Source organism: Nocardia sp. CDC153, from assembly GCF_035818515.1.
Lineage (GTDB): Bacteria > Actinomycetota > Actinomycetes > Mycobacteriales > Mycobacteriaceae > Nocardia.
In genome coordinates, this window is sequence record NZ_JAYKYU010000002.1 from 17,388 (window position 1) to 39,990 (window position 22,603).

The following is a 22,603-nucleotide window of genomic DNA, read 5'->3' on the forward strand; positions in this document are numbered from 1 at the left end:
AATCGCGTTGCGCGCAACCGTTGCCGCAGGTCAAAGCCCTAGGAATAGTGCGTCCATGGCCGAAGAACCACGTTCCGGAGCACGCGCGGTCGACCGCGCGGTAGAGGTGCTCAACTGCTTCCAGGGCGACGATCCCGAGCTCTCGCTCAGCGATCTCGCCCAGCTGGCCGGATTGCCCGTCAGCACCACGCACCGGCTCGCCCAGGCCCTGGTTCGCGGCGGCCTGCTCGAACAGGATCCGGCGACCGACCGCTACCGGGTCGGGCACGGCCTGGCGACCCTGGCCCGGCCCGCGCTCACCCGCCTGGGCCTGGACTCGGTGGCACCGCATCTGTACGCGCTGGCCGCGGGCATTCGGATCACGGTCAGCGTGAGCGTGCTCGAGGACCGCGACGCGGTCACCGTGTTCCAGGCGCGACCGCCCGTCTCGTTCTGCCATCACCAGGTGCCCCGGCCCCGCCAGTCGCTGCGGACCAGCGCCACCGGCCACGCGCTGCTGGCCTACTCCCCCGCCCGCGCGGCCGCCGATCTCGATCTGGACCGGGTGCGCCGCACCGGCTTCGCCTCGGAGCTCATCGAGACCGAGGACCCGATCCGCGCCCTGGCCGTGCCGATCGTCGGACCCGGCCGGCAGGTGCACGGCGCGCTGGCGGTGCAGGCCCGCTCGGCGCGGCTGGACAGCGAGCTCATTCGGGCGGTCGTGCCCGCCATGCGCATCGCGGCCGGGCGCATCGCGCCGCTGCTCCAAACCGGCGGCGGCCCAGCGCTTTCCGCGGCCGAATTTCGCTCACGCTGATTTCCACATCGTGAAATGGCGATTGCCGCGCCCCCACGGCCGTCGCAGCATGTGACCACTCCCGAATCACCTCGGCTCCCCCAGTCCCCGCGAAGGAACCCCCATGACGCTCTGTTGTCGCCCCGTTCTCGAATCCTCCCGTGCGACAGACACATTCACCGAAAGAGTCCCCCATGGCATTCCCTCTCCGCCGCCCCCGGGTGCGGCGCGCCCTGGCCGCCGCCCTCGCCGTCACCAGTGCGGTCGTGGTCCTGACGGGCTGCGCCAAGACCGACGCGGGCACCACCGCCGACGGTAGGACCGTCGTCCGTTATCAGGGCACCACCGGCCAGGTGTCCGCCTTCGAACTGGCCGAGAACCTCGGCTACTTCAAGAAGATCAGCCTCCACTGGGAGGGCGATACCACCAGCGGCCCGGCCAATATTCAGGCCGCCGCCACCAAGCAGGTCGAATTCGGCAGCGCCTTCAATGGCGCGGTCATCAAGCTGGTCGCGGGCGGCGCGCCCGTCACCGCGGTGCTCAGCTCCTACGGGGCCGACGAACAGAGCTTCACCGGATACTTCGTCCGCGACGATTCCGGCATCACCTCGGCGCGCGATCTCATCGGCAAGAAGGTCGGCGTCAATACCCTCGGCGCGCACCACGAATTCATCACCCGGCAGTGGCTGCACGATCAGGGGCTCAGCGACGCCGAGATCAAGCAGGTGCAACTGGTGGTGCTGCCGCCCGCCAATACCGAGGACGCGCTGCGCAACGGGCAGATCGATGTGGCGGCCCTGCAGGGTGTCTTCCGCGACACCGCGGTGGGGCGCGGCGGTGTGCACCCGCTCTACACCGACAAGGATCTGTTCGGGCAATTCGATTACGGCACTTACGTTTTCCGCAACGACTATCTGAAGTCGCACGCGGACGCGGTGGCCGATTTCGTGCAGGGCACCGCCCGGGCCACCCGCTGGCTGCAGGTGACCCCGCGCGACGAGGTGGTGGCCAAGTTCGCCGACATCATTCAGAAGCGCGGCCGCAACGAGAACACCTCGCTGCTGCAGTACTACAAGAGCTCGGGCATTCCGGTGCCCGGCGGTGTGGTCGCCGAGAAGGAACTCCAGATCTGGATCGACTGGCTGGTTCGCAATGGCGAACTGCCCGCGGGCAAGCTCGCGGCCAAGGACCTCTACACCAACAAGGACAACCCCTACGCCAATGGCACCTACCCCGCCACCAGCGGGCCGAGCGGGGAGGCGATCGCGAAATGAGTACGGACACCGTCAAACTCGCGCTCGCCGGGGTGCGCAAGGAATTCCCGGTGCGGGGTGAGCGGGAGGCCTTCACCGCACTGGCCGATATCACCGTCGATGTGCGGGACGGGGAATTCCTGGTGCTGGTCGGGCCCAGCGGATCGGGCAAATCCACGCTGCTCGATCTGCTGGGCGGGCTCGGGAAACCCACCGAGGGACAGATCCTCCTCGATGGCGCGCCCGTCACCGGGCCGGGGCTGGATCGCGGGATCGTATTCCAGCAGTACGCGCTGCTGCCGTGGCGCACCGCCCGCGCCAATATCGAATTCGGGCTGGAGGCCAAGGGAATTCGGCGGCGGGAGCGTCGCCAGATCGCCGCGCATTACCTGGAGCTCGTCGGGTTGGCCGGATTCGGGGACCGCTATCCGCACGAGCTGTCCGGCGGCATGAAGCAGCGCGTGGCCATTGCCCGCAGCCTCGCCTTCGATCCGGAGGTGCTGCTCATGGACGAGCCCTTCGCCGCCTTGGACGCGCAGACGCGAGAGTCGTTGCAGGACGAGCTGTTACGAATCTGGCGGGCCACCGGCAAAACGGTGCTGTTCATTACGCACGGCATCGACGAGGCGGTCTACCTGGGCCAACGCGTCGCGGTGCTGACATCTCGGCCGGGCCGGATCAAGGCCGTGGTCGATATCGACCTCGATCGCGACGCGGACGGCGACATCCGCTCCAGCGAGCGATTCCGCGAACTGCGCCACGAGGTCTGGTCGCTGCTGCACGACGAGGTGGCCCGAGCCCAGGACCTGGAACAGGCCGATCTCGCCGACCGAAGGAACTCCCATGTCTAGCGCCCTGCGACTCACCGAAGCCCCCGTCGCCCCGACGTCCCGGACCACCGCGGCCCCAGCGGCAACCGAAATCACGGCGACCTCCGGCACCTCAACCGCGAGCGATACCGCGACCGCCGGTGGCTCCGCGAGCGTCACCGACATCGCGCCAACCGCCGAGACCGCGTCCGCCGCCAAGACCTCGTCGGCCACCGATATCCCAACGGAGACCGTGGTATCGACATCCGGGAGTAGGTGGGAGTCCCGGCAGTCCACCGCATCTCACCAGGGGCGTCTGCGGGCCCTGCTGTCCGGGTTGGGCAGGCTCGCCTGGCGAATCGGCAAGCCCACCATTGTGATCGGGTTGTTCCTCGCCGTCTGGGAGGCCGCGCCACGGCTGGGGCTGGTGGATGAGGTCTTCCTGCCGCCGTTCTCGACCGTGGTGCAGGCCGGGCTGGAACTCGTTCGCAATGGCCAGATGTGGGACAACGTCTCCACCAGCGTGACCCGCTCGCTGATCGGGTTCGGCATCGCGTTGATCACGGCGATTCCGGTGGGTGTGGCCATCGCTTGGTACAAGCCGATCGCGGAGTTCCTCAATCCGGTCCTCGAACTGTTCCGCAATACCGCGGCGCTCGCGCTGCTGCCGGTGTTCATTCTGATCCTCGGCATCGGTGAGACCTCCAAGATCGCGCTGGTGGTCTACGCCGGATTCTTCCCGATCCTGCTCAATACCATCAGCGGGGTGCGGACCGTCGATCCGCTGCTGATCAAATCCGCTGTGTCGCTGGGCTTCTCACCGCTGCGACTGTTCCAGAAGGTGATCCTGCCCGCCGCCGTGCCGTCCATTTTCACCGGCATCCGGATGGCGGCCTCCGGGTCGATTCTGGTGCTCATCGCCGCCGAGATGTTCGGGGCGCGGGCCGGACTCGGCTATCTGATCACCGCCGCACAGCAGAACTTCCAGATTCCGGACATGTACGCCGGGATCGTGGCCATCGCGCTGGTCGGGCTCGCCTACAACGGCGTGCTCGTCGCCATCGAGCGGCGGTTGTCCCGCTGGCGCGCGCACTGACACTCATCGAAACCTCCGAAGGAACCTCTCTCCCCATGTCCAACGCACGCAAGACCTTCCACCTCAATGCCTTCCTCATGGGCGTCGGTCACCATGAGGCCGCGTGGCGGCATCCGCGCACCGAGGAGCACCGGGTGCTCGATGTGAAGCACTTCCAGGAACTGGGCCGCATCGCCGAGCGCGGCAAGCTGGACTCGGTGTTCTTCGCCGACGGACTGGCGGTCGGCCCGCGTATCAAGCGCAACGCCCTCGCGGTGTTCGAGCCGGTCACCCTGCTGGCCGCCATCGCCACGGCCACCGAGCATGTCGGGCTGATCGCGACCGCTTCCACCAGCTACAACGAACCCTTCAATCTGGCACGCAAATTCGCCTCCCTCGATCACATCAGCGGCGGCCGGGCGGGCTGGAACATCGTCACCTCCGGCAGTGCGGAGGAGGCGTTCAACTTCGGCTTCGACGCCATCCCCGAGCACGCGCGCCGCTACGAGCGGGCCGAGGAGTTCGTGGATCTGGCCGTACAGCTGTGGGACAGCTGGGAATCCGATGCCATCGTGCTCGATCCCGAGACCGGCATCTTCGCCGACCCGGACAAGGTCCACACCCTGAACTACAGCGGTGAGCGATTCCGAGTCCGCGGACCCCTGAACTCCCCGCGCAGCCCGCAGGGTCGTCCTCTGCTGGTGCAGGCCGGATCCTCCGAGAGCGGAAAGGAATTCGCGGCCCGCCACGCCGAGGCAGTGTTCACCGCGCAGCGCACCCTCGAGGAAGGCCAGGCGTTCTACCGCGATCTCAAGGCGCGCCTGCCCAAGTACGGCCGCTCGGCCGACGACCTCAAGGTGCTGCCCGGCCTGGTGCCGTTCATCGCCGATACCGAAGCCGAGGCCCGCGCCCTCGAGCAGGAGTTCACCGACCTCATCTCCCCCGATTACGCACTGCGCCAACTATCCTCGTTGCTCGGCGTCGACCTCACCGAGCACGCCCTGGACGCCCCGCTGCCGCCGCTGCCGTCCGAGAGCGAGATCGAGGGCGGCAAGAGCCGATTCACCCTCGTCAAGGAGCTCGCCGAGAAGGAGGAGCTGACCGTGCGTCAGCTCATCGGCAAGCTCGGCGGCGGTCGCGGCCACCGCACCTTCGCGGGCACGCCCGAACAGATCGCCGACGAACTGCAGTCCTGGTTCGAGGGCGGCGCGGCCGACGGCTTCAACATCATGCCGCCCTATCTGCCCGGCGGCCTCGAGGATTTCGTCGACCGCGTGGTCCCGATCCTGCAGGAGCGCGGCCTGTTCCGCACCGACTACACCGCCACCACCCTGCGCGGCCACTACGGTCTCGCGCCCGTGGAGAGCCAGTTCGCCCCCGTCCGCACCCAGGCGACCGCCTGAGCCAGAGAGGAACGCTCATGACCACCGTTGCCGAGAACCAGGTCGGTACCTTCCAGATCACGCCCGTCGCCGGGCATATCGGCGCCGAGATCGGCGGGATCGATCTGCGCGACGACTTCACCGACGAGCAGATCGCGGTGCTCACCGCGGCGCTGTACGAGTACAAGGTGCTGTTCTTCCGGGACCAGCGAATCGGGCACGCCGAGCAGATCGCGTTCTCGCGGCGGTTCGGGGCGGTCACGCCCTCGCATCCGTACGACGATGACGCGCCCACCGAATTCCCCGAGATCCTGGCCGTGGACAGCCGCCTGTACGAGAAGCGGTTCGGGCGCAAGAAGTTCAGCTACACCAACCATTGGCACACCGATGTCTCGCCGCTGATCAACCCGCCCGCCGCCTCGCTGCTGCGGGCCGAGATCGCGCCCGAGCGCGGCGGTGACACCCAGTGGACCAATCTGGCCGCCGCCTATGCGGGACTGCCGGATTCGCTCAAGTCGTTCCTCGACGGACTGCGCGCCGAACACCGCTTCGGCGGCAAACTTCCGGCCTGGGACAGCAATAGCGATTACGCCAAGCGGGTCGCGGCGGCACCGCTGATCACCGAGCACCCGGTGGTGCGCGTGCACCCGGTGACCGGCGAGCGCGTCCTGTTCGTGAACCCGGGCTTCACCACCCGGATCATCGGACTGAGCCCGCGCCAGAGCGACGCACTGCTGGAACTGCTCTACGCCGAGATCTCCGATCCGGCGTACACGGTCCGATTCCGCTGGCAGCAGGGCAGTCTCGCGTTCTGGGACAACCGGGCCACCGCCCACCTGGCCCCGAGCGATCTCGAGCACCTGGACGTGACGCGGGTGCTCTACCGCACGACCCTCGAGGGCGATATCCCGGTTGGCGTGGACGGTGAGCCGTCGCGGTCGATCGCGGGTGAGCACTTCGGCGGCACGCGGAACTGACCGCGACACGGCGCGAGGCCCTCTCGACAGGATCGAGAGGGCCTCGTGCCGTTCATGATTCGATCAGTTCCCCAGGGGGCGGGGCGGCGGCGGGTTCTGCCAACCCTGGTTCGGCGGCTCCTGCCGGTACTGCGGTCGGGGCTGCTGCTCCGGACGCTGCCGCTGTTCCAGATGCGGCGGCCGCGTCGGGGTCGTCGGGATGGCGGCGGGCGGCTCGACCGGGGTGCGCGCATCGGCCTCGGCGGCGCGGACCGCGCGCTGGGTGGCCGGGTCGGTGGCGGTGTCGAACCAGGCGGCCACCTCGTCCGAGTCATCCTCGGGCGCTTCGGCGGGCGCGCCGTCCTCGGTCGGCTCGTAGCGGAACACGCCGTCCTCACCCTGCTTGGCGAACCCGCGGGCGAAACCTTCCAGGGCCTTGCCGAAATCGCTGGGCACCAGCCACACCTTGTTGGCGTCGCCCTTGGCGACCTGCGGCAGGGTCTGCATGTACTGGTAGGCCAGCAGTTCCGGGGTCGGCTTGCCGTTCTTGATGGCGGCGAAGACCTTTTCGATCGCCTTGGCCTGACCCTGCGCCTGCAGATACGCGGCGGCGCGCTCACCCTGGGCGCGCAGAATCCGGGACTGCCGTTCGCCCTCGGCGGCCAGGATCGAGGACTGCTTACCGCCCTCGGCCGCGAGGATCTGCGCCTGCTTCTGGCCCTCGGCGGTCTTGATGGAAGCCTCGCGCTGACCCTCCGCGGTCAAGATCATGGCGCGCTTCTCACGGTCGGCCTTCATCTGCTTTTCCATCGACTCCTGAATCGACGGCGGCGGATCGATGGCCTTGAGCTCGACCCGCGACACGCGCAGCCCCCAGCGGCCGGTGGCCTCGTCGAGGACACCGCGCAGCTGAGAGTTGATCTGGTCGCGGGAGGTCAGCGTCTCCTCGAGGGTCATGCCGCCGACCACATTGCGCAGCGTGGTGATCGTCAACTGCTCCACGGCCGCAATGTAATTGGAGATCTCGTAGACCGCGGCCTGCGGACTGGTGACCTGGAAGTAGACCACCGAGTCGATCTGCACGGTCAGGTTGTCCTGGGTGATCACCGGCTGCGGCGGGAAGGACACCACCCGCTCACGCAGATCCACCTTGGCGCGCACCCGGTCGGCGAACGGGACCAGGAAGGTCAACTGTCCCGACACCGTGCGCGAATAGCGGCCCAGTCGCTCGATCACCGCGGCCTCGGCCTGCGGCACCAGGGCCACCGACTTGAAGACCACCACCACGACCAACAGCACCAAGACAATGGCGACTATCAGTACAGCCATCACGGCCCTTTCATGACGACGGCGTGCGCGCCGTCGATCCTCATGATGAAGACGGTCGAACCGACGGGGTATGTCTCCGACGCGTCATAGGGACGCGCACTCCATACCTCGCCGCCCAGCTTCACGCGCCCGCCGTGCTCGTCGACCTGTTCGAGCACCTTGGCGGTCTTGCCGGGCAGCGCGTCGACCCCGGTCTGATGCGGGGGCGGAGTCGCGAAGCGCCGCAACAGGAATGGACGCACCCCAACCAGCAGCGCGATCGAGACGCCGCCGAACACCACGGCGTCGACGACCACCGAGGAATCGGTCGCCGCACTCACGCCCGCCGTGACGAGTGCGGCGACGCCCAGCATGATCAGCACGAGGCTGCCCGTGAGCATCTCGGCCGCCGCGAGCAGAATGCCCGCGACCAGCCAAACTATTGCGGCCACAGCATCAACAGTAGTCGCTGCGCGGCTCGTCCACCCGTAATCCGGCGCGGACCAAGGTCATCGAATCCAACCGTCCACCCCGTCGTTGCTACCGACCGAGGACCCTGGTCGCGGTGACTTCCGCCGCAAACTCCGCCGTCCGCCGCGTCGCGCCGCCGTATTCCGGTGCGGCGGCGGTACCTTCGGTCGGGTGAGCGGGCGTGACAGATACGGCGACATCTTTTCCGGCCACCCGAGGACTCCCAAACGGGACATACCACGCGTCGTCGCCGAGCGTGACCTGGTTGCCGAGGACGCGGCCACCGGATTCTGCGGTGCCGTAGTGGGATTCGACCGCAGCTACGACGGGGAGTTCGTCAAACTCGAGGACCGGCAGGGGCGGGTGCGCCTGTTCGCGTTGCGGGAGGCCGCGTTTCTGATCGACGGGCAGCCGGTGACCCTGGTGAAGCCGACGGCGGTCGCGCCCAAGCCGGAGACCCGGTCGGCGTCCGGGTCCACCCGGGTCGAGGGGTTGAAGGCACGCGTCGCGCGGGCCAGCCGGATCTGGGTGGAGGGTGTGCACGACGCGGCACTGGTCGAACGGGTGTGGGGGCACGACCTTCGCGTCGAGGGTGTGGTCGTCGAGCAACTCGAGGGTTTGGATCACCTCGGGGCCAAGCTCGCGGAGTTCGGACCCGGACCCACGCGACGGGTCGGGGTGCTCGTCGATCACCTGGTCACCGGGTCGAAGGAGACCGGGCTCACCCAGGGACTCGGGCCGCATGTGCTCGTCACCGGCCATCCCTATATCGACGTGTGGCAGGCGGTGCGACCCAAGGCCGTCGGCATCGCGGCCTGGCCGGACGTGCCGCGCGGCGAGGATTGGAAAACCGGCATCTGCCAGCGGTTACGGTGGGGCACCCCGCAGGACGGGTGGCGACGCGTCTACAACGCGGTCAACTCCTACAAGGATCTGGAGACACCGCTCATCGGCGCCGTCGAACGACTGATCGATTTCGTCACCGAGCAGGAGTAGCCCGCCAGTTATCCTCGATTGCATGAGTTCTTCCCCGAGCGCTTCGCTGACGGTCTGGGCCGGGTCCTGGCTGGCCGGCAGTAGCGCACCCGACGACGTGTTGGACGCGTTGCGTGCCTGGGCTCCCCAGCAGAGCGTGGCTGCCGGGGACCCGGTCACGGGTGGACACACCGGCCTGCCCTGGGCGCCCGACGGCGATCCGGACGCGGTGGCCGGTGCGGGAATCATGGTGCTGCTCAAGCTCATCCGCGAGGCCATGGCCGGACCCGAGGCACAGGTGCGACTGGTGCTGCCGATCCCGGGCGATGTGCGCGGCATGCCGGTGGGGACCGAATTCGCCGCCGCCGCAACCGAAGCCGGGGAGGGCCTGTTGATCGGGACGCCCGGGAGCACCGGGACCGGGCTGGTGCCGTTCTGGACCGAGGACGACGCCTTGCAGTGGCGGGTCTACTCCACGCCCATCCCGCTGACCCTCGCCCCCGAAATGCCGTTGGGTGAGGCCGAATACACCATGCGCGAGGCCGTGCGCGCCGCCGCCGACGCCCTGGCGCAGTTGCAGACCACCCGGCTCGGATCCGGCGGTGTCGGGCCGCGCGAGCTGGTGGAGGCCGAACTGGCCGGGCACACGCGCCACAAGTACCCGGATTCGCTGCCGCTGCGGGCACGCCGGATTCTGGACACCGCGGACCAGGTGGCCGCGATACTCACCGTCGCCGAGCGCGAACCGGCCTCCGCGCCGACCTCCGCCACGGCCGTCGCGGCGCAGGAGGCGCTGTTGCGGCCCCTGTGGAATGCGATTCGGGCGGCACGGTTGGCGGCCGTGCACGCGCGATAGCGGGCTGTCCGATTTCTTCAAGACGGTCGGCGGATCAGCGCCTACGGTTCGAGGCATGGGTATTCGACTGAACGTAATCGAAATCGTGGTGGCCGATATGGCCGCGTCGCTGGCCTTCTACCGACGGTTGGGGCTGACGTTCCCCGAAGGTGCCGAACGCGAACCGCACGTGGACGCCGATCTGGGCGGGGGCGTCAAGCTCATGCTCGATACCGAGGAGACGATTCGATCCTTCCGACCGGAGTGGAATGCTCCGCAAGGACCGGGGCGGCTGGCGCTCGCATGCGAATGCGGTTCACCCGCAGGGGTGGACGAGAAATTCGAGGAATTGGTGGGAGCCGGGTATCGGGCCGAGTTGAAGCCGTTCGACGCCTTTTGGGGACAGCGCTATGCGAGTGTGCTGGACCCGGACGGCAATGCCGTCGATCTCTACGCGGCGCTCTCATCGACCCAATAGTTCGCGCGGGGACATTCCGGCCAATTCCCGGACATCCCGCGTCAAATGCGCCTGGTCGGCATATCCCGCGACCGACGCAACCTCCGCCAGCCCCATTCCTTTTCGCGCCAATGCCAGGGCACGCTGCATCCGCAGGATTCGCCCCAGAGTCTTGGGGCCGTACCCGAACGCGTGCAGTGACAGGCGATGCAGCCGACGAAGGCCGGTGCCCAATTCGTCGGCGGTCGCCGCCACCGACCGTCCCTGTTCGAGTGACGTCACGATGGAGCGCAGCATCGGATCGGCGGGATCGCTCTCACGTGCGCGCCACCGGGCCACCGCCTCGAGACCCGCCGCCGGATCGGTCGCCTTCGCGAGGACCTCGGTCGCGCGACGGACATTCGCCGCCGACCAGAGCGCGTCGAGGTCGACTCGCGCGTCGCGCAACTCCGACGCGGGGATGCCCAGGAGCGCGGGGGCGGTGCCGGGGAAGAAGCGGATTCCGCTGATTCGGTCGGCGTATCCGGCGGGCGGGCGGTAGGGGCGGGTGTCCGGTCCGGCGACCGAGAGGCGGCCGTCGATCCAGAGCAGATCCATGCAGCCGTCCGGCAGCACCGGTAGGTCGCTGTCGGACACATCGTCGCGCGTCCACAGCACCGCGCCGTCGATCGTCGACCGCCGCGCCCGATAGCCTTGCGGCGGATGGATTTCCCTCATTTCACCCCCACATCACCTCGAAAAGCACTGAAATACACCGCTGTTCATCAGTTCGTGCACACACGCACAATGTGCATGTGTGCACTCGATGCAATATTGCACGCTATGTCGTCGCGGGCTCCGCCGAATCCGAGACCTCAACCACCCGTTCGGCCTGCCCCGGCTTCCAGATCGTGACTTCCAAACGCCCGTCCACGATTTCGATCGACGACGCGCCCGTGATGTCGGCGGCATAGAAGGGCTCGAACTTGCGGCCGCGCAGGTCGAAGCCGGTCTCCGCGAACAGGGCGTCGGCGAAGCGGCGGTGCAGGGCCAGGTCCTGCACATCGTGCACGGTGCCGAACAGCTTCACGTCACCATCGGTGACGTGCGTGTCCACGGTCGCGGTGTGTAGGCAGAAGCGCGGGTCGCGGGCCAGATCGGCGAACTTCGTGGTGTTGGGCATGCCGACCACCCACAGCTGGCCCTCGAAGACGCGCGGCTCGATCGGGCTGATGCGCGGGAAGCCGTCCTTGCGCAGGGTGGCGAGCATGCACAGGTTGCCGGTGGCCGCGTGACGACGGGTGAAGACGGTCGAGATACGTGGTGCGGCGGTCGCGAACTCGTTCCAAGACGTCATGTTCCGACCGTACGCGCGGGGTCCGACACATCCGGTCCTCGAACTCCGGTGATCTCTGTTTGAATGGCCCGATGTCGTTCACTCGTCGGGTCGCGGTGCTCACCGCGGCGTTCCTCGGCTGCGCCCTCCCCGCCGCCGTCCCCGCGAACGCGGTGGTCGGCGGTACCGAAATCACCACCTCCGACTATCCGTGGCTGGTCTCGGTCGGCACGCCGCTGTTCTTTCCCCGCGCCTCCGGGCAGTTCTGCGGTGGCGCGCTCATCGCACCCGATCAGGTGCTGACGGCCGCGCACTGCGTCGAACTGGCACAGCTGTTGCCGCAGGCGCTGACCGTGACCTTCGATCGCAGCGACCTGGCCGCGCACGACGGAACGACGGTGAGCGTCACCAACGTTCGACTGCACCCGGACTACCGCACCGACACGGTCGACGGTGTCGATGTGCACCACCACGACCTCGCCGTCCTCACGCTCGCCGAGCCGCAGAATCGACCGGTCGTCCAGATGGCCGCGCCGTCGGGCAGCAGCGCGACGGTACTCGGCTGGGGTGGGACCGCCGAGAACGACTACTTCAACACGGTCCTGCGGCGCGCCACCGTGCCGATGGTCACCGACGCCGAGTGCGCGGCGGCCTATCCGGGCGCCTTCGATGCCTCGGAGATGGTGTGCGCCGGATCCATCACCGCCGATACCGGCGAATTCGACAGTGGCGGGCCGTTGCTCGTCGACGGGAAGCTGGTCGGCATCACCTCGTGGGCGCGCGGGACGGCGGAGGCCGGGTATCCGGGGGTCTACGCTCGCCTGCCCGCGACCTTCTGAGCGGTCACACCTTGGACGCCGACTGGTCGAAGGCGAAGACGCCGTGCGGGTCGTAGCGCTTGGCGACATCGCGTAGTCGAGACGCGTTGTCGCCGTAATAGGCGCTGGCCCAATTCGACAGGCCGGGGTCGATGTAATTGACGCAGGCTGTGTTTCCGGTCAGGTCACCGAGACCGTCGCGAACCTCGTTCACGGAATTGCGGGCGGCCGAGGTGGCGGCACCGACATAGATCTGGGCGGTCGCCAAGGCTCCGCGATACGGGAATGCCGTGTCCTTCGCACCGATTCGCGAAGGAGCACCGGAGAGGCTGTCCAGGAGAATATCCATGCCTTCTCGTCCGGTCACCAAGGCGGTCAGGCGGCTCGGGTCCGAGAGTGGTTTCGTCAATACGCGAGACGAGGCGGTGAATGTTTCACGACCGAGCACTCCCCCGCCATTCCAATTCGGACGGCATTGATCCACCGAATAATTGGCACAGCCGCCGAAATACATCATCGCGGAGAGGTAGTCCTTGGTGAGGGAGTACCGATTCGCGGGTTGGGTCTTGGTGGCCGCGACCAGTTTGTCCAGCAGTGCGTTCATGGCGCTCTCGGAGCCGACATAGCAGCCATTGATGCGGCAGGTCGGCGGACTTCCGGCGGAAATGCCCAAGGTGGACCAGAATTCGTCCGGGGCCGAGGCCGTGAAGCTCTGCCATCCCGCGAGCACATCGGTCAGCGATCCGGCCGGGAAACGCACCTGGAACACGGCCAATTGGGGAGCGGCCACGGTCTGGAACGTGAACGAGGTGACGATGCCGAAGTTGCCGCCACCCCCGCCGCGCAGCGCCCAGAACAGATCCGGTTCCGAGGTCGCCGAGGCGGTGCGCAGCGTGCCGTCGGCGGTGACGACCTGCGCCGAAACCAGGTTGTCGCAGGTCAGGCCGTACTTTCCGGCCAGCACACCGACTCCGCCGCCGAGGGTCAGCCCGGAAATGCCGACTGTCGGGCAGGAACCGGCGGGCAGACACCGGCCCGCCTGGGCCAGACCGTTGTACACGTCCATCAGCCGGGTGCCCGCACCGATCACCGCCGTCCCGTCGGCGTTCACCTGCACACCGGTCATCCGACCCAGATCGACCACAAGCCCGTTGTCGGGCGTGGAGTACCCCGCGTAACTGTGTCCCCCGCTGCGCGCCGCCACCGGGATCCTCGCGTTCGCGGCCGCGGTGATGCAGGCCTGCACATCGGAGGCATTGGCGCACTGTGCGATCGCGGCGGGCTGCCGACTATCGAACGCCGGATTGAACGCCAACTTGGCCGTCGAGTACCCCGAATCGGACGGTAGATTCAAAGTCCCACCGAGCCGCTTGCGCAGCCCTTCCCAATCCACCTGTCCGGCAGGCGGTTCCGTCGTCGGCACGCTGGTCTCCGCGGGCGGCTTCGCTCCCGGCTCACTCGGCACACAGCCCGTCGCCGAACCCAGGGCCGCCAGCCCGACGCCGAGTCCGGCCGCCCGCAACAGGTTTCGCCGATTGATCGCCATACTGGCGTCCCTCCCCCAAGGTGGTGCCCGGCCTTCCTCCAGAGTGCCGCGCACGCACGAACCATTCAACGACTCGTAATCGCGACCTTGAAAGCGGGCGTTTCACTCAGGCGAGCAGTCCGTCGGCCAGGCGGGCCCAATCGGCCAGAACTTGCTTGCGGCGCAGGCGGTCTCGGCCGACCATCTCGTCGAGGGTCGCGCCGCGAATGAGGTTGATGGTGAGCCAGAATGCCGACTCCAGGCGCTCGCGCGAGACGTCGATGCGGCGGCCGCAGGCGTCGAGCAGCTCGACGGTCAGATCGTGTTGGACGCGAAGCATGTTCCGGCGCAGGCCGGGATCGTTGGCGATGCCCACGTACAGTTCGACGGCCGCCTTGCCCAACTTGCCTGCGAAGGGCGCGGTCACCAGTTCGACCAGTACCTCCCCCGCCGACGACTCGCGCGGCAGCGTCCGCTCCCGTCGCTGCAATGCCTCTCGCTGACGCAGCGTCAGATGCTCGATGGTCTGCGCGAACAGCTCCTGCCGCGTGTGGAAGTGATGCAGCTGCGCTCCCCGCGTCACCCCGGCCCGGGCCGTGATGTCGGCAATCGAGGCGCTCGCGTACCCGACCTCGGCCAGGCTGTCGATTGCCGCGTCCAGCAGAAGAGCGCGGGTGCGCAGGCTCTTCTCCTGATGCTTGTTCGGGGGCAGACCGGATACCACCTGGTCAGCATAACCGTTCATCGAAATTGCGTGCACCCTTGCACGCAATTGGGTGTCGGTCGTAATGTGACCGGCATGCCCGTCGATCGCCTGCTGCCCACGCCCGAAGCCCGCGACCTCATCGAGCTCACCCGCGATATCGCGGACAAGGTGCTCGAACCGAATGTCGTCGAGTACGAGAAGCAGGAGCGGTATCCGGAGGAGGCGTTTCGCGCGCTCGGGGCGGCCGGGCTGCTGAGCCTGCCGTATCCGGAGGAGTTCGGCGGGGGTGCGCAGCCCTACGAGGTGTATCTGCAGGTGCTCGAGGAACTGGGCGCGCGGTGGGCGGCGGTCGCGGTGGCGGTCAGCGTGCACAGCCTGTCGTGCCATCCGCTCTTCGCCTACGGCACCGAGGAACAGAAGCAGCGGTGGCTGCCGGAGATGTTGTCCGGCAATCTGATCGGCGCGTACAGCCTGTCGGAGGCGCATGCCGGATCCGATGCGGCGGCGCTGCGCTGTCGCGCGGTGGAGGCCGAGGGCGGCTACCGGATCACCGGCACCAAGGCGTGGATCACCAACGGCGGCAAGGCCGACTACTACACGCTGTTCGCCCGCACCGGCGAGGGCTCGCGCGGCATCTCGTGCTTCCTGGTCCCCGCCGACACCGAGGGGCTGTCCTTCGGCAAGCCCGAGGAGAAGATGGGCCTGCGCGCGGTCCCCACCACCACCGCCGCCTACGACGCCGCCTTCCTACCGGCCGAGCGTCTGATCGGCGAGCCCGGCCAAGGTCTCCCGATCGCCTTCAGCGCCTTGGACTCCGGCCGCCTCGGCATTGCCGCCGTGGCCACCGGCATCGCCCAGCGCGCCCTCGACGACGCGGTCGCCTACGCCAAGGACCGAGAAGCCTTCGGCCGCCCCATCATCGACCACCAGGGCCTCGGCTTCGTCCTCGCCGATATGGCCGCCGCCGTCGACTCCGCCCGCGCCACCTACCTCGACGCCGCCCGCCGCCGCGACGCGGGTCTCCCCTACTCCCGCCAGGCCAGCGTCGCCAAACTCGTCGCCACCGACGCCGCCATGAAGGTCACCACCGACGCCGTCCAGGTCTTCGGCGGCTACGGCTACACCCAAGACTTCCCCGTCGAGCGCTACATGCGAGAAGCCAAGATCACCCAGATCTTCGAGGGCACCAACCAAATCCAGCGCCTCGTCATCGCCCGCTCGCTCGCCAACGGCTGAGCGCCACGATCCGACCGACCCGCGCGGCGCATGACACGCGGGTTTCTCGGCTAGGAGCGGTCACAGACTGCCGAAGGGGTTCCAGGGTGCGGGGGCCGGGGCGTCGTCACGGTCGTGATGCCAACGCCAGTCGTTGTCGCGCCACTCCCAGTGGCCGCGGCCGTGATCGCAGTCGCTCCACTGCATTCGGCCGCGGTCGTTCTGCCAGGTGAATCGGCCGTTGTGATCGCAGTCCCCACGCCAGTCGTGGTCGTTGTCCACGACGACCAGCGGCGCGGCCAGGGCGGGCGCGGCGAAGCCGATCGGGAGGACGGCGAGCGAGCCCACGACGAGGGCCCGGGACAGTCGGTGTCGTACGGGTTTGCTTTCTGAGATAGTCATGGCCATACCTCGGTTGGGCACGGCCACAAAAGCGTCCGGAAGGGACACCCCGACCGACAACGTGGCAACCACGCGCTTGCGCTCTACTGGCGGATTCGTGACCGTGCACTGTGATCCGGAACCAGGTGGTTCGCGGAAGATCGAATGCTCGGTCCGGCTAACAGTTTAGACCTTTCGCACCCTGCGAATGAAGCGCTCGAGACCCCTATGCTGAGGTCAGCCTACCGAGGAGTTCCCATGGGGCGGATCGTCTCAGCCGTGATCGGCATCGTGCTGTGCATTGTCGGCGTGATCTGGATCGTGCAGGGCCTGGGGTCGCTGCACGGGTCGCCGATGACCGGGCATTCCGAATGGAGTTATGCCGGTGTGGTTCTCGTCGTGGCGGGCGTGGGCCTGCTGGGGTGGAGTGGGTATCGGGCGCTACGGCGTTGACTTGCGGGCGGCCAGGAACAGATCGTGTTCCGGGATGGCCGCGGGGTGGTCGGGGAGGAACTCGACCACGCGTTCGCGGACAATGGTCAGGCCCGCTGCGTGGAGGAGACGGTGATACTCGGCCAGCGGATAGCTGCTGACGGTGACCGGTTTGCCCATGAATTCGATGTCGAGACTCTCGACGTCGGCGGGGACGGTGGCGAAGAGGAACAGCCCGTTCGGGGCGAGCCAGTCGGCGAATTTCGCCAGGGCGGCGTCGATCTCGGCCCGGGTGAGTTGCAGGAGGGGGAAGAAGGCCACGACCGCGTGCCAGGTTCCGGGCGGATAGTCCAGGGTGCGGAGGTCGGCTAGTTCGAAGCGCGCGCCGGGCACCTGGGCCCGGGCGATCTCGATCATGCCCGGAGAGACATCGCAGCCGGTGACGTCGTGGCCCGCCGCGGCGAGGACCTCGGCGGTCGGGCGGCCGGTGCCGCAGCCGACGTCGAGGACCTTCGCCCGCGGCGGGAGCTGGGTGAGCAGCCAGTCGAGTTCCTCGCGCTGGGCGATCAGCCCGGCGAAGGCGTGCTCGTAGTCCTTACCCAGTCCGTCGAACACTTCGGCCGCCGAAAGTCCCATGGCCACAACGGTAATCGAACACCGAGCCGTTGGGTCAAGCATTCACCGGCTCGTCCCAGTCGATGACGAAGCGGTGGACGGGACCGAACATCTTCTCCGGCTTGAGGAAGGTGCGGGTGGCGATCGGCATGATCAGGCCGAACATCGCCTTGGCGACCGGGCCGGAGGTCTTGCCGTTATTGGTTTTGGCGGCATTGTCGGAGATCTCCTCCACGCGCGGGCGGCGCAGGCGCTCGTAGGCCGCGAAAGCCGCCGTGGGGTCGGGGATGTCGCGCAGGCAGCGGGCCAGCTCGATGGCGGACTCGATGGCCAGCGACGCGCCCTGACCGGAGCTGGACGAGGGGGCGTGGACGGCGTCGCCGACCAGGACCACGCGGCCTCGGAACCAGTTGGGCACGTGCGGCATCCGCTCCATGGGGCCGGTGATGATCATCTCGTGGACGCTGGTCTGCGCGAACAGCCGCTCGCCGGGGATGTCGCCGATGTGGGCCGCGCGCAGCTTGTCCAGCCAGTCCTGCGCGGGGACGGCCTTGGCCTCGGCCAGGGTCATGGGTTCGGTCTGCGGGTAGTTGCTGAAGAAGACGTGCTTGCCATTGGGTTGACGCCAGTAGCCGTAGAAGGCGCGCTTGCCGAAGGCGAAGTGCATGGCCTCGATATCGCCCTTGCCGCCATCGGAAAGCCTTCCGTCCGGATCGAATTCGCCGAAGCCGAAGCTCATCAGTCCGGTGTATTCGGGGCCGGGGGCCTGCGGGTCGATGAGGGTGCGCACCGTGGAGTGGATGCCGTCCGCGCCGATCAGGATGTCACCGGACGCGGTTGTCCCGTCGGCGAACTGGGCGATCACGCCGGTGTCGGTCTGCTCGATATCGACCAGCCGCTTGCCGTATTCGAACGTGATGCCATTGGCGACCGCGTGCTCGTGCAGGACGCGAAACAGCTCCGCGCGCAACATGGTGCAGCTGGGCGGCAGCCCGGGCAGCGCGTCGACCCGCATGAGCTGCTTGCCGGTCCCGGTCTCCATGACCATGCTGTGCAGCGGGTGTCCCGCCGATTCGACCAGCTTGTCCGCACCGATGATCTTCAGTGCCGCAAGGCCGTTCGGCGCGACGGTCAGCATCGCGCCCGCGTCGGTGGCCGCACTCTCGTAGGCCTCGAACACCGTCGCCTCGATGCCCGCCTTCTGCAGGGCCAGCGCAGTCACCGGTCCCGCGATGCCGCCGCCGATGATCAGTGCCTTCTTGATGCCGTTCATTGCTATCGCCTTCCGAGATACCCGTTCGATCGCCCTCGCGATCATTGCGGCAATAGTATCCACAACACTAGTTTCTGTGCAACTAGTTGCGAGGACAAAAGAAGGCCTCACCGGGGGAACACCCCGATGAGGCCCGTCGAATTTATGCCGTGGCCTGGCGCTTCGGTAGCTTCCAGCCCGGCCGCGGGAAGTGGCAGGTGTACCCGTTCGGGTAGCGCACCAGGTAGTCCTGGTGCTCCGGCTCGGCATCCCAGAACGTGCTCGCCGGGGTCACCTCGGTGACCACCTTGCCCGGCCACAGGCCCGAGGCGTCGACATCGGCGATGGTGTCCTCGGCGACCCGCTTCTGCTCATCGTCCAGATAGAAGATGGCCGACCGGTAGCTGGTACCGATGTCATTGCCCTGCCGGTCCTTGGTGCTCGGATCGTGGATCTGGAAGAAGAACTCCAGCAGCGCACGGTAATCCGTCTGCGCCGGGTCGTATTCGATCTCCACGGCCTCCGCGTGCCCGGGGTGATTGCGGTAGGTCGGGTGGTCGTTGCGACCGCCCGTGTAGCCCACCCGGGTCGAGACCACGCCCGGCTGCCGCCGGATCAGATCCTGCATGCCCCAGAAACATCCGCCGGCCAGAATCGCCTTCCGCGTGTCGGTCACGCTTCCTCCTTCGTGAACAGAGACTTGTACTGCCCGTAACCCTCGGCCTCGAGATCGTCGAGGTGAATGAACCGCAGCGCCGCGGAGTTGATGCAATAGCGCAGGCCGCCCGCGTCACGCGGCCCGTCGGGGAAGACGTGCCCGAGGTGGCTGTCACCGTGCGAGGACCGCACCTCGTTGCGAATCATGAAATGACTCAGATCCCGCTTCTCCACCACGTTCGACGCATCGATCGGCTTGGTGAAACTCGGCCACCCCGATCCGCTCTCGAACTTGTCCGTCGAGGCGAACAACGGCTCACCCGACACCACGTCCACATAGATCCCGGGCTCATGGTTGTCCCAGTACTCCCCCGTGAACGCCCGCTCGGTCCCGTTCACCTGCGTGACGTGATACTGCTCGGGCGACAGCGCCGCCACGGCCGCCGGATTCCGGTTGTACTCCCGTGTCACATGACCTCCTTCGTTCGGCCTCAGCTACAACCCACCCTGCCCGCTGGAAAGTCCGCCCTCAACCCCGCGTCATACTTCCGTCACCTTTGGGCCTCGGTGGCGTCGTTCAGCGGCGGAAAGGCCAGGTGCGGGCATACTCACCAGCGTGAGTACGGCTGGAAACGACACCGACGACGATCAGGTGCCCGCGTGGGCGCGCAAGACCGCGGGCGAATCGCGGTGGGCGGCGACGGCGGCGATCATCGGAATACTGGTGGTGCAGTTCTTTCTGCCGCGCGAATTCGAGGCGGGTCCGCGCTGGCTGGTGCCGTCGATCGGTTTGGCGCTACTCGTCATTCTCGCCATCGCGAATCCGATCCGGCTCGACCGCGAGGAGATCTGGCTGCGGCGGCTCAGCCTCCTGCTGATGGCGGTGCTCGGATTCGCCCTGGTCTGGTCGGTCTACCACCTGGTGCTGGGCCTGATCCACGGCACCGTCAGCGACAACGCGGCGGGCCTGCTGACCTCGGGCGGCGCGGTCTGGCTCAGCAATGTCCTCGTATTCGCCCTCTGGTACTGGGATTTCGACCGCGGCGGCCCCGCCGCCCGAGCCCACGCCCGCAAACCCTATCCCGACTTCCTCTGGGTCCAAATGCAGAATCCGGATCTCACGGACCCCGAGTGGGAGCCGCAATTTCCGGATTATCTGTACCTATCCTTCACCAACGCAACCGCATTCAGCCCCACCGACGTCATGCCCATGTCCCGCTGGGCCAAGACGCTGATGATGGTGCAGTCGGCGGTTTCGCTCATCACCGTCAGCCTGGTGATCGCCCGCGCGGTGAATGTTCTCAAGTAGCAACCGGATCGGTCTGCTCAGGGCGTGACGCCCGTCATCTCACTGACCAGCCAACGACCATCGGATTGTTCGTCGATGGTCACCAGCATGGGCATGACCTGCGCGGAGCCATCCGGCTTCGACGGATTGGTCACCGCTTGTTTGGTGACGGCAACCAGGTGTGCGCTGCGGTCATCCAGCGAGGCCACGCCGCAATGGGTTTCCACGGCCTTACCGGAGTTGTTGCCCAGCCTCATGGTGTGCAGCATCTCGTCGCCGGTCTGGACGAGCGTCTGATGCCACGATCCGGTCGAGCCTTTGAGAACCGCCGCGAGCCAACCGTCGAGATTCGACACGTCGTAGGTAGCCATGAGGTTGACGTAGTCGCAGCCGGCCTTCTCGGCGGCGGACCTGCGCGCCTCGGCACTGCCCGCGGTGGCGGCGGTGGCGGCGGCGAGTTGGCCACGCAGGTGATCCGAGGTGGCGCGCTCGTCGGAAAGAGACTGGCGCTCGCCCGAATACAAGAGAAAACCCACGGTGGTCCCGGCGATTCCCGCCGCCGCCAGAATGCTCGAAATCACCAGCGGCACGATCGATCGGGACCGCGAGTTCGGCGGGGCGATACCGGGCGTGGGCGCAACTCCGGGCGTCGGCACGGACACGGGTAATCCCTTCCAGTCGAATGGGCCCCGCGATGGTATCCGCTGGTCGAGCGTGATCGGTGGATGCCGCGCCCGGATCTACGTCGTCAGCGGTTGAACCACATGTCGGCTACGACCATGACTACGGCGATGGCGACGAAAGCGGCGGCGAAGAGGAGGGATTGGCCGATGGTGCCGATGATGCCGGCCGCGAGGAAGAGCGTCAGGACGGGGGCCCAGACGAACAGGTCCGGGGGGCCGAAGGTGCGGCGCTTGCGGGCGGCGGCGGGGGCGCCCGCGGGCTGACGGCGTTGTTGGGTGGCGCGTCCGGGTGTAGTCACCTGGGCGAGACTACAATTCGCTGGCGGTTGGCGCGACCGCGGGGCGGCGTGGCGGGAGGGCGCAGCAGCCCACGACGCAGGGAGCGCCATTGACGGTGCAGCCCAGGGCCGTCAGATCGCTCAGGCGAGCGGGGGCGGCGTTCGCGGTGTGTTCCTGAACCAGGTCGGCGACCATCTGCGCGAAACGCGGGTCGGGGCCGGGGGTGGCGGCGCGGGCGAAGGCCATACCCAGTTCGGCGGCACGGTCTTTCGCCTCGTTGTCGAGATCCCAGATGACCTCGAGGTGATCGGAGACGAAGCCGACGGGGCAGACCACGACCGCATCCACGCCCTGTTCGGCGAGGGCGTCGAGGTGGTCGACGATGTCGGGGTCCAGCCACGGGATCTGCGGCGGACCCGAGCGCGACTGCCAGACCAGGTCGTAGTCATCGAATCCGGTTGCGGCGGCGCACAAACGGGCCGCCTCGGCGACCTGGCGGCTGTAGAGGTTCTCCTCGGTGGGCGGGCCGGAGGCGACATCGGCGGAGACCGGCACCGAGTGCGCGGTGAAGACCAGACGGGCGCTCGCGCGCTTGTCTTCCGGCAGTTCCGCGACCGCCGCGCGAATCGCATCGGCGAACGCCGCGACGAACAGCGGATGATCGAAATACTGGCGCAGCTTCACCAATTCGGGCGCGCCCTCGACCGCGCCGCGGGCTCGCGCGATGTCCTCGTGATACTGCAGGCAACCCGAATACCCGCCCCACGCCGAGGTCGGGAACACCAGCGCGGACCGGATGCCGTCGGCGCGCATGCGCTCCACGGTGTCCTCCACCATCGGATGCCAGTTGCGGTTGCCGAAGTACACCGGCAGATCGATACCGCGCGAGGCGAATTCGGCCTCGATGGCCTTGATGATGTCGAGATTCAACGCGTTGATCGGCGACACCCCGCCGAAGTGCAGATAGTGCTGCGCGACTTCGGCGAGACGCTCCGGCGGGATGCCCCGACCGCGAGTGACGTTCTCCAGGAACGGCATCACGTCCTCGGGGCGCTCCGGGCCGCCGAAGGACAGCAGTAGCAGCGCGTCCACGTCACGAGCCGTGGGCTCGGCGTCCACTTCCTGAGCCATCGGCTCCGCG

General features: G+C 67.6%; 27 protein-coding genes. 13 read left to right on the forward strand and 14 right to left on the reverse strand.

What is annotated here, in order from left to right:
* Positions 1-55 precede the first annotated feature (55 nt).
* The 6 genes from VMT65_RS08440 to VMT65_RS08465 all read left to right on the forward strand — a co-directional run bounded on the left by VMT65_RS08440 (position 56) and on the right by VMT65_RS08465 (position 6,271).
* Positions 56-796: an IclR family transcriptional regulator gene (locus tag VMT65_RS08440; RefSeq protein ID WP_326307495.1), complete on the forward strand. Its 741-nt coding sequence runs from the start codon at positions 56-58 to the stop codon at positions 794-796.
* A 173-nt stretch (positions 797-969) separates the two neighbouring features.
* Positions 970-2,049 (forward strand): ABC transporter substrate-binding protein, encoded by a 1,080-nt coding sequence (locus tag VMT65_RS08445; protein ID WP_326307496.1) that lies wholly within the window; start codon positions 970-972, stop codon positions 2,047-2,049.
* Positions 2,046-2,879: an ABC transporter ATP-binding protein gene (locus VMT65_RS08450; RefSeq protein ID WP_326307497.1), complete on the forward strand. Its 834-nt coding sequence runs from the start codon at positions 2,046-2,048 to the stop codon at positions 2,877-2,879. Before VMT65_RS08445 ends, VMT65_RS08450 begins: the two co-directional genes overlap by 4 nt.
* A 274-nt stretch (positions 2,880-3,153) precedes the next feature.
* Positions 3,154-3,933, forward strand: coding sequence for an ABC transporter permease (locus VMT65_RS08455; protein ID WP_326309125.1), 780 nt, complete (start codon positions 3,154-3,156; stop codon positions 3,931-3,933).
* A 35-nt stretch (positions 3,934-3,968) separates the two neighbouring features.
* Complete coding sequence (locus tag VMT65_RS08460) at positions 3,969-5,315, forward strand: LLM class flavin-dependent oxidoreductase (protein WP_326307498.1); 1,347 nt, start codon at positions 3,969-3,971, stop codon at positions 5,313-5,315.
* Positions 5,316-5,332: 17 nt separating this feature from the next.
* Positions 5,333-6,271: a TauD/TfdA dioxygenase family protein gene (locus VMT65_RS08465; protein ID WP_326307499.1), complete on the forward strand. Its 939-nt coding sequence runs from the start codon at positions 5,333-5,335 to the stop codon at positions 6,269-6,271.
* Between the two features lie 63 nt (positions 6,272-6,334).
* On the opposite strand, the gene VMT65_RS08470 is transcribed toward VMT65_RS08465, so the two are convergent.
* Positions 6,335-7,579 carry an SPFH domain-containing protein gene (locus tag VMT65_RS08470; RefSeq protein ID WP_326307500.1) on the reverse strand — a complete coding sequence of 415 codons (1,245 nt, stop codon included), beginning with the start codon at positions 7,577-7,579 and terminating at the stop codon, positions 6,335-6,337.
* On the reverse strand, positions 7,579-8,010 hold the full coding sequence (locus VMT65_RS08475; RefSeq protein WP_326307501.1) for an NfeD family protein: 432 nt from the start codon (positions 8,008-8,010) through the stop codon (positions 7,579-7,581). The genes VMT65_RS08470 and VMT65_RS08475 overlap by 1 nt, the downstream gene beginning before the upstream one ends.
* Positions 8,011-8,200: 190 nt before the next feature.
* On the opposite strand from VMT65_RS08475, the gene VMT65_RS08480 reads away from it, so the two are divergent.
* Genes VMT65_RS08480 through VMT65_RS08490 form a run of 3 tightly spaced genes read left to right on the forward strand, consistent with a single transcriptional unit; the run spans position 8,201 to position 10,317 of the window.
* Complete coding sequence (locus VMT65_RS08480) at positions 8,201-9,025, forward strand: DUF3097 domain-containing protein (protein WP_326307502.1); 825 nt, start codon at positions 8,201-8,203, stop codon at positions 9,023-9,025.
* A 22-nt stretch (positions 9,026-9,047) separates the two neighbouring features.
* Positions 9,048-9,860, forward strand: coding sequence for a hypothetical protein (locus VMT65_RS08485; RefSeq protein WP_326307503.1), 813 nt, complete (start codon positions 9,048-9,050; stop codon positions 9,858-9,860).
* A 55-nt stretch (positions 9,861-9,915) separates the two neighbouring features.
* Positions 9,916-10,317, forward strand: a complete 402-nt coding sequence (locus VMT65_RS08490) for a VOC family protein (protein ID WP_326307504.1) — start codon at positions 9,916-9,918, stop codon at positions 10,315-10,317.
* Here the strand turns inward: VMT65_RS08490 and VMT65_RS08495 are convergent.
* Together VMT65_RS08495 and VMT65_RS08500 are read right to left on the reverse strand one after the other, a co-directional pair.
* Positions 10,303-11,013, reverse strand: a complete 711-nt coding sequence (locus VMT65_RS08495; RefSeq protein WP_326307505.1) for a helix-turn-helix transcriptional regulator — start codon at positions 11,011-11,013, stop codon at positions 10,303-10,305. The two genes, VMT65_RS08490 and VMT65_RS08495, sit on opposite strands and share 15 nt — an antisense overlap.
* A gap of 103 nt (positions 11,014-11,116) precedes the next feature.
* Entirely contained in the window at positions 11,117-11,632 is a 516-nt protein-coding gene (locus tag VMT65_RS08500; RefSeq protein WP_326307506.1) for a pyridoxamine 5'-phosphate oxidase family protein, read from the reverse strand.
* A 71-nt stretch (positions 11,633-11,703) separates the two neighbouring features.
* Here VMT65_RS08500 and VMT65_RS08505 point away from each other — a divergent pair, with 71 nt between their 5' ends.
* A complete protein-coding gene (locus VMT65_RS08505) occupies positions 11,704-12,450 on the forward strand; it encodes a S1 family peptidase (RefSeq protein WP_326307507.1) in 747 nt (248 codons plus the stop codon).
* Positions 12,451-12,454: 4 nt separating this feature from the next.
* On the opposite strand, the gene VMT65_RS08510 is transcribed toward VMT65_RS08505, so the two are convergent.
* Both VMT65_RS08510 and VMT65_RS08515 read right to left on the reverse strand, forming a co-directional pair.
* Positions 12,455-13,975, reverse strand: a complete 1,521-nt coding sequence (locus tag VMT65_RS08510; protein ID WP_326307508.1) for an FAD-binding oxidoreductase — start codon at positions 13,973-13,975, stop codon at positions 12,455-12,457.
* A gap of 106 nt (positions 13,976-14,081) precedes the next feature.
* Entirely contained in the window at positions 14,082-14,699 is a 618-nt protein-coding gene (locus VMT65_RS08515) for a TetR/AcrR family transcriptional regulator (protein ID WP_326307509.1), read from the reverse strand.
* 54 nt (positions 14,700-14,753) lie between these two features.
* On the opposite strand from VMT65_RS08515, the gene VMT65_RS08520 reads away from it, so the two are divergent.
* On the forward strand, positions 14,754-15,896 hold the full coding sequence (locus tag VMT65_RS08520) for an acyl-CoA dehydrogenase family protein (protein ID WP_326307510.1): 1,143 nt from the start codon (positions 14,754-14,756) through the stop codon (positions 15,894-15,896).
* Positions 15,897-15,956: 60 nt separating this feature from the next.
* On the opposite strand, the gene VMT65_RS08525 is transcribed toward VMT65_RS08520, so the two are convergent.
* Positions 15,957-16,277: a hypothetical protein gene (locus VMT65_RS08525; RefSeq protein WP_326307511.1), complete on the reverse strand. Its 321-nt coding sequence runs from the start codon at positions 16,275-16,277 to the stop codon at positions 15,957-15,959.
* Positions 16,278-16,514: 237 nt separating this feature from the next.
* Between VMT65_RS08525 and VMT65_RS08530 the strand changes: the two genes are divergently transcribed.
* Positions 16,515-16,709 carry a hypothetical protein gene (locus tag VMT65_RS08530; protein WP_326307512.1) on the forward strand — a complete coding sequence of 65 codons (195 nt, stop codon included), beginning with the start codon at positions 16,515-16,517 and terminating at the stop codon, positions 16,707-16,709.
* Here the strand turns inward: VMT65_RS08530 and VMT65_RS08535 are convergent.
* From VMT65_RS08535 to msrB, 4 genes are all read right to left on the reverse strand, one after another.
* Positions 16,698-17,324: a class I SAM-dependent DNA methyltransferase gene (locus VMT65_RS08535; RefSeq protein ID WP_326307513.1), complete on the reverse strand. Its 627-nt coding sequence runs from the start codon at positions 17,322-17,324 to the stop codon at positions 16,698-16,700. The genes VMT65_RS08530 and VMT65_RS08535 overlap by 12 nt on opposite strands.
* Before the next feature lie 34 nt (positions 17,325-17,358).
* Positions 17,359-18,576: an FAD-dependent monooxygenase gene (locus VMT65_RS08540; RefSeq protein ID WP_326307514.1), complete on the reverse strand. Its 1,218-nt coding sequence runs from the start codon at positions 18,574-18,576 to the stop codon at positions 17,359-17,361.
* 142 nt (positions 18,577-18,718) lie between these two features.
* On the reverse strand, positions 18,719-19,231 hold the full coding sequence (gene msrA / locus VMT65_RS08545) for a peptide-methionine (S)-S-oxide reductase MsrA (RefSeq protein WP_326307515.1): 513 nt from the start codon (positions 19,229-19,231) through the stop codon (positions 18,719-18,721).
* Positions 19,228-19,683, reverse strand: coding sequence for a peptide-methionine (R)-S-oxide reductase MsrB (gene msrB / locus VMT65_RS08550; protein ID WP_326307516.1), 456 nt, complete (start codon positions 19,681-19,683; stop codon positions 19,228-19,230). Before msrB ends, msrA begins: the two co-directional genes overlap by 4 nt.
* Positions 19,684-19,828: 145 nt before the next feature.
* Between msrB and VMT65_RS08555 the strand changes: the two genes are divergently transcribed.
* Positions 19,829-20,521, forward strand: coding sequence for a hypothetical protein (locus tag VMT65_RS08555; protein ID WP_326307517.1), 693 nt, complete (start codon positions 19,829-19,831; stop codon positions 20,519-20,521).
* A gap of 17 nt (positions 20,522-20,538) precedes the next feature.
* On the opposite strand, the gene VMT65_RS08560 is transcribed toward VMT65_RS08555, so the two are convergent.
* The 3 genes from VMT65_RS08560 to VMT65_RS08570 all read right to left on the reverse strand — a co-directional run bounded on the left by VMT65_RS08560 (position 20,539) and on the right by VMT65_RS08570 (position 22,593).
* Positions 20,539-21,090 carry a hypothetical protein gene (locus tag VMT65_RS08560; RefSeq protein WP_326307518.1) on the reverse strand — a complete coding sequence of 184 codons (552 nt, stop codon included), beginning with the start codon at positions 21,088-21,090 and terminating at the stop codon, positions 20,539-20,541.
* Positions 21,091-21,248: 158 nt separating this feature from the next.
* Positions 21,249-21,482, reverse strand: a complete 234-nt coding sequence (locus VMT65_RS08565) for a hypothetical protein (RefSeq protein ID WP_326307519.1) — start codon at positions 21,480-21,482, stop codon at positions 21,249-21,251.
* Between the two features lie 10 nt (positions 21,483-21,492).
* The gene (locus VMT65_RS08570; RefSeq protein WP_326309126.1) at positions 21,493-22,593 is read right to left on the reverse strand and encodes a ferrochelatase; all 1,101 of its coding nucleotides are present in this window, start codon (positions 22,591-22,593) and stop codon (positions 21,493-21,495) included.
* Between the last annotated feature and the right edge of the window lie 10 nt (positions 22,594-22,603).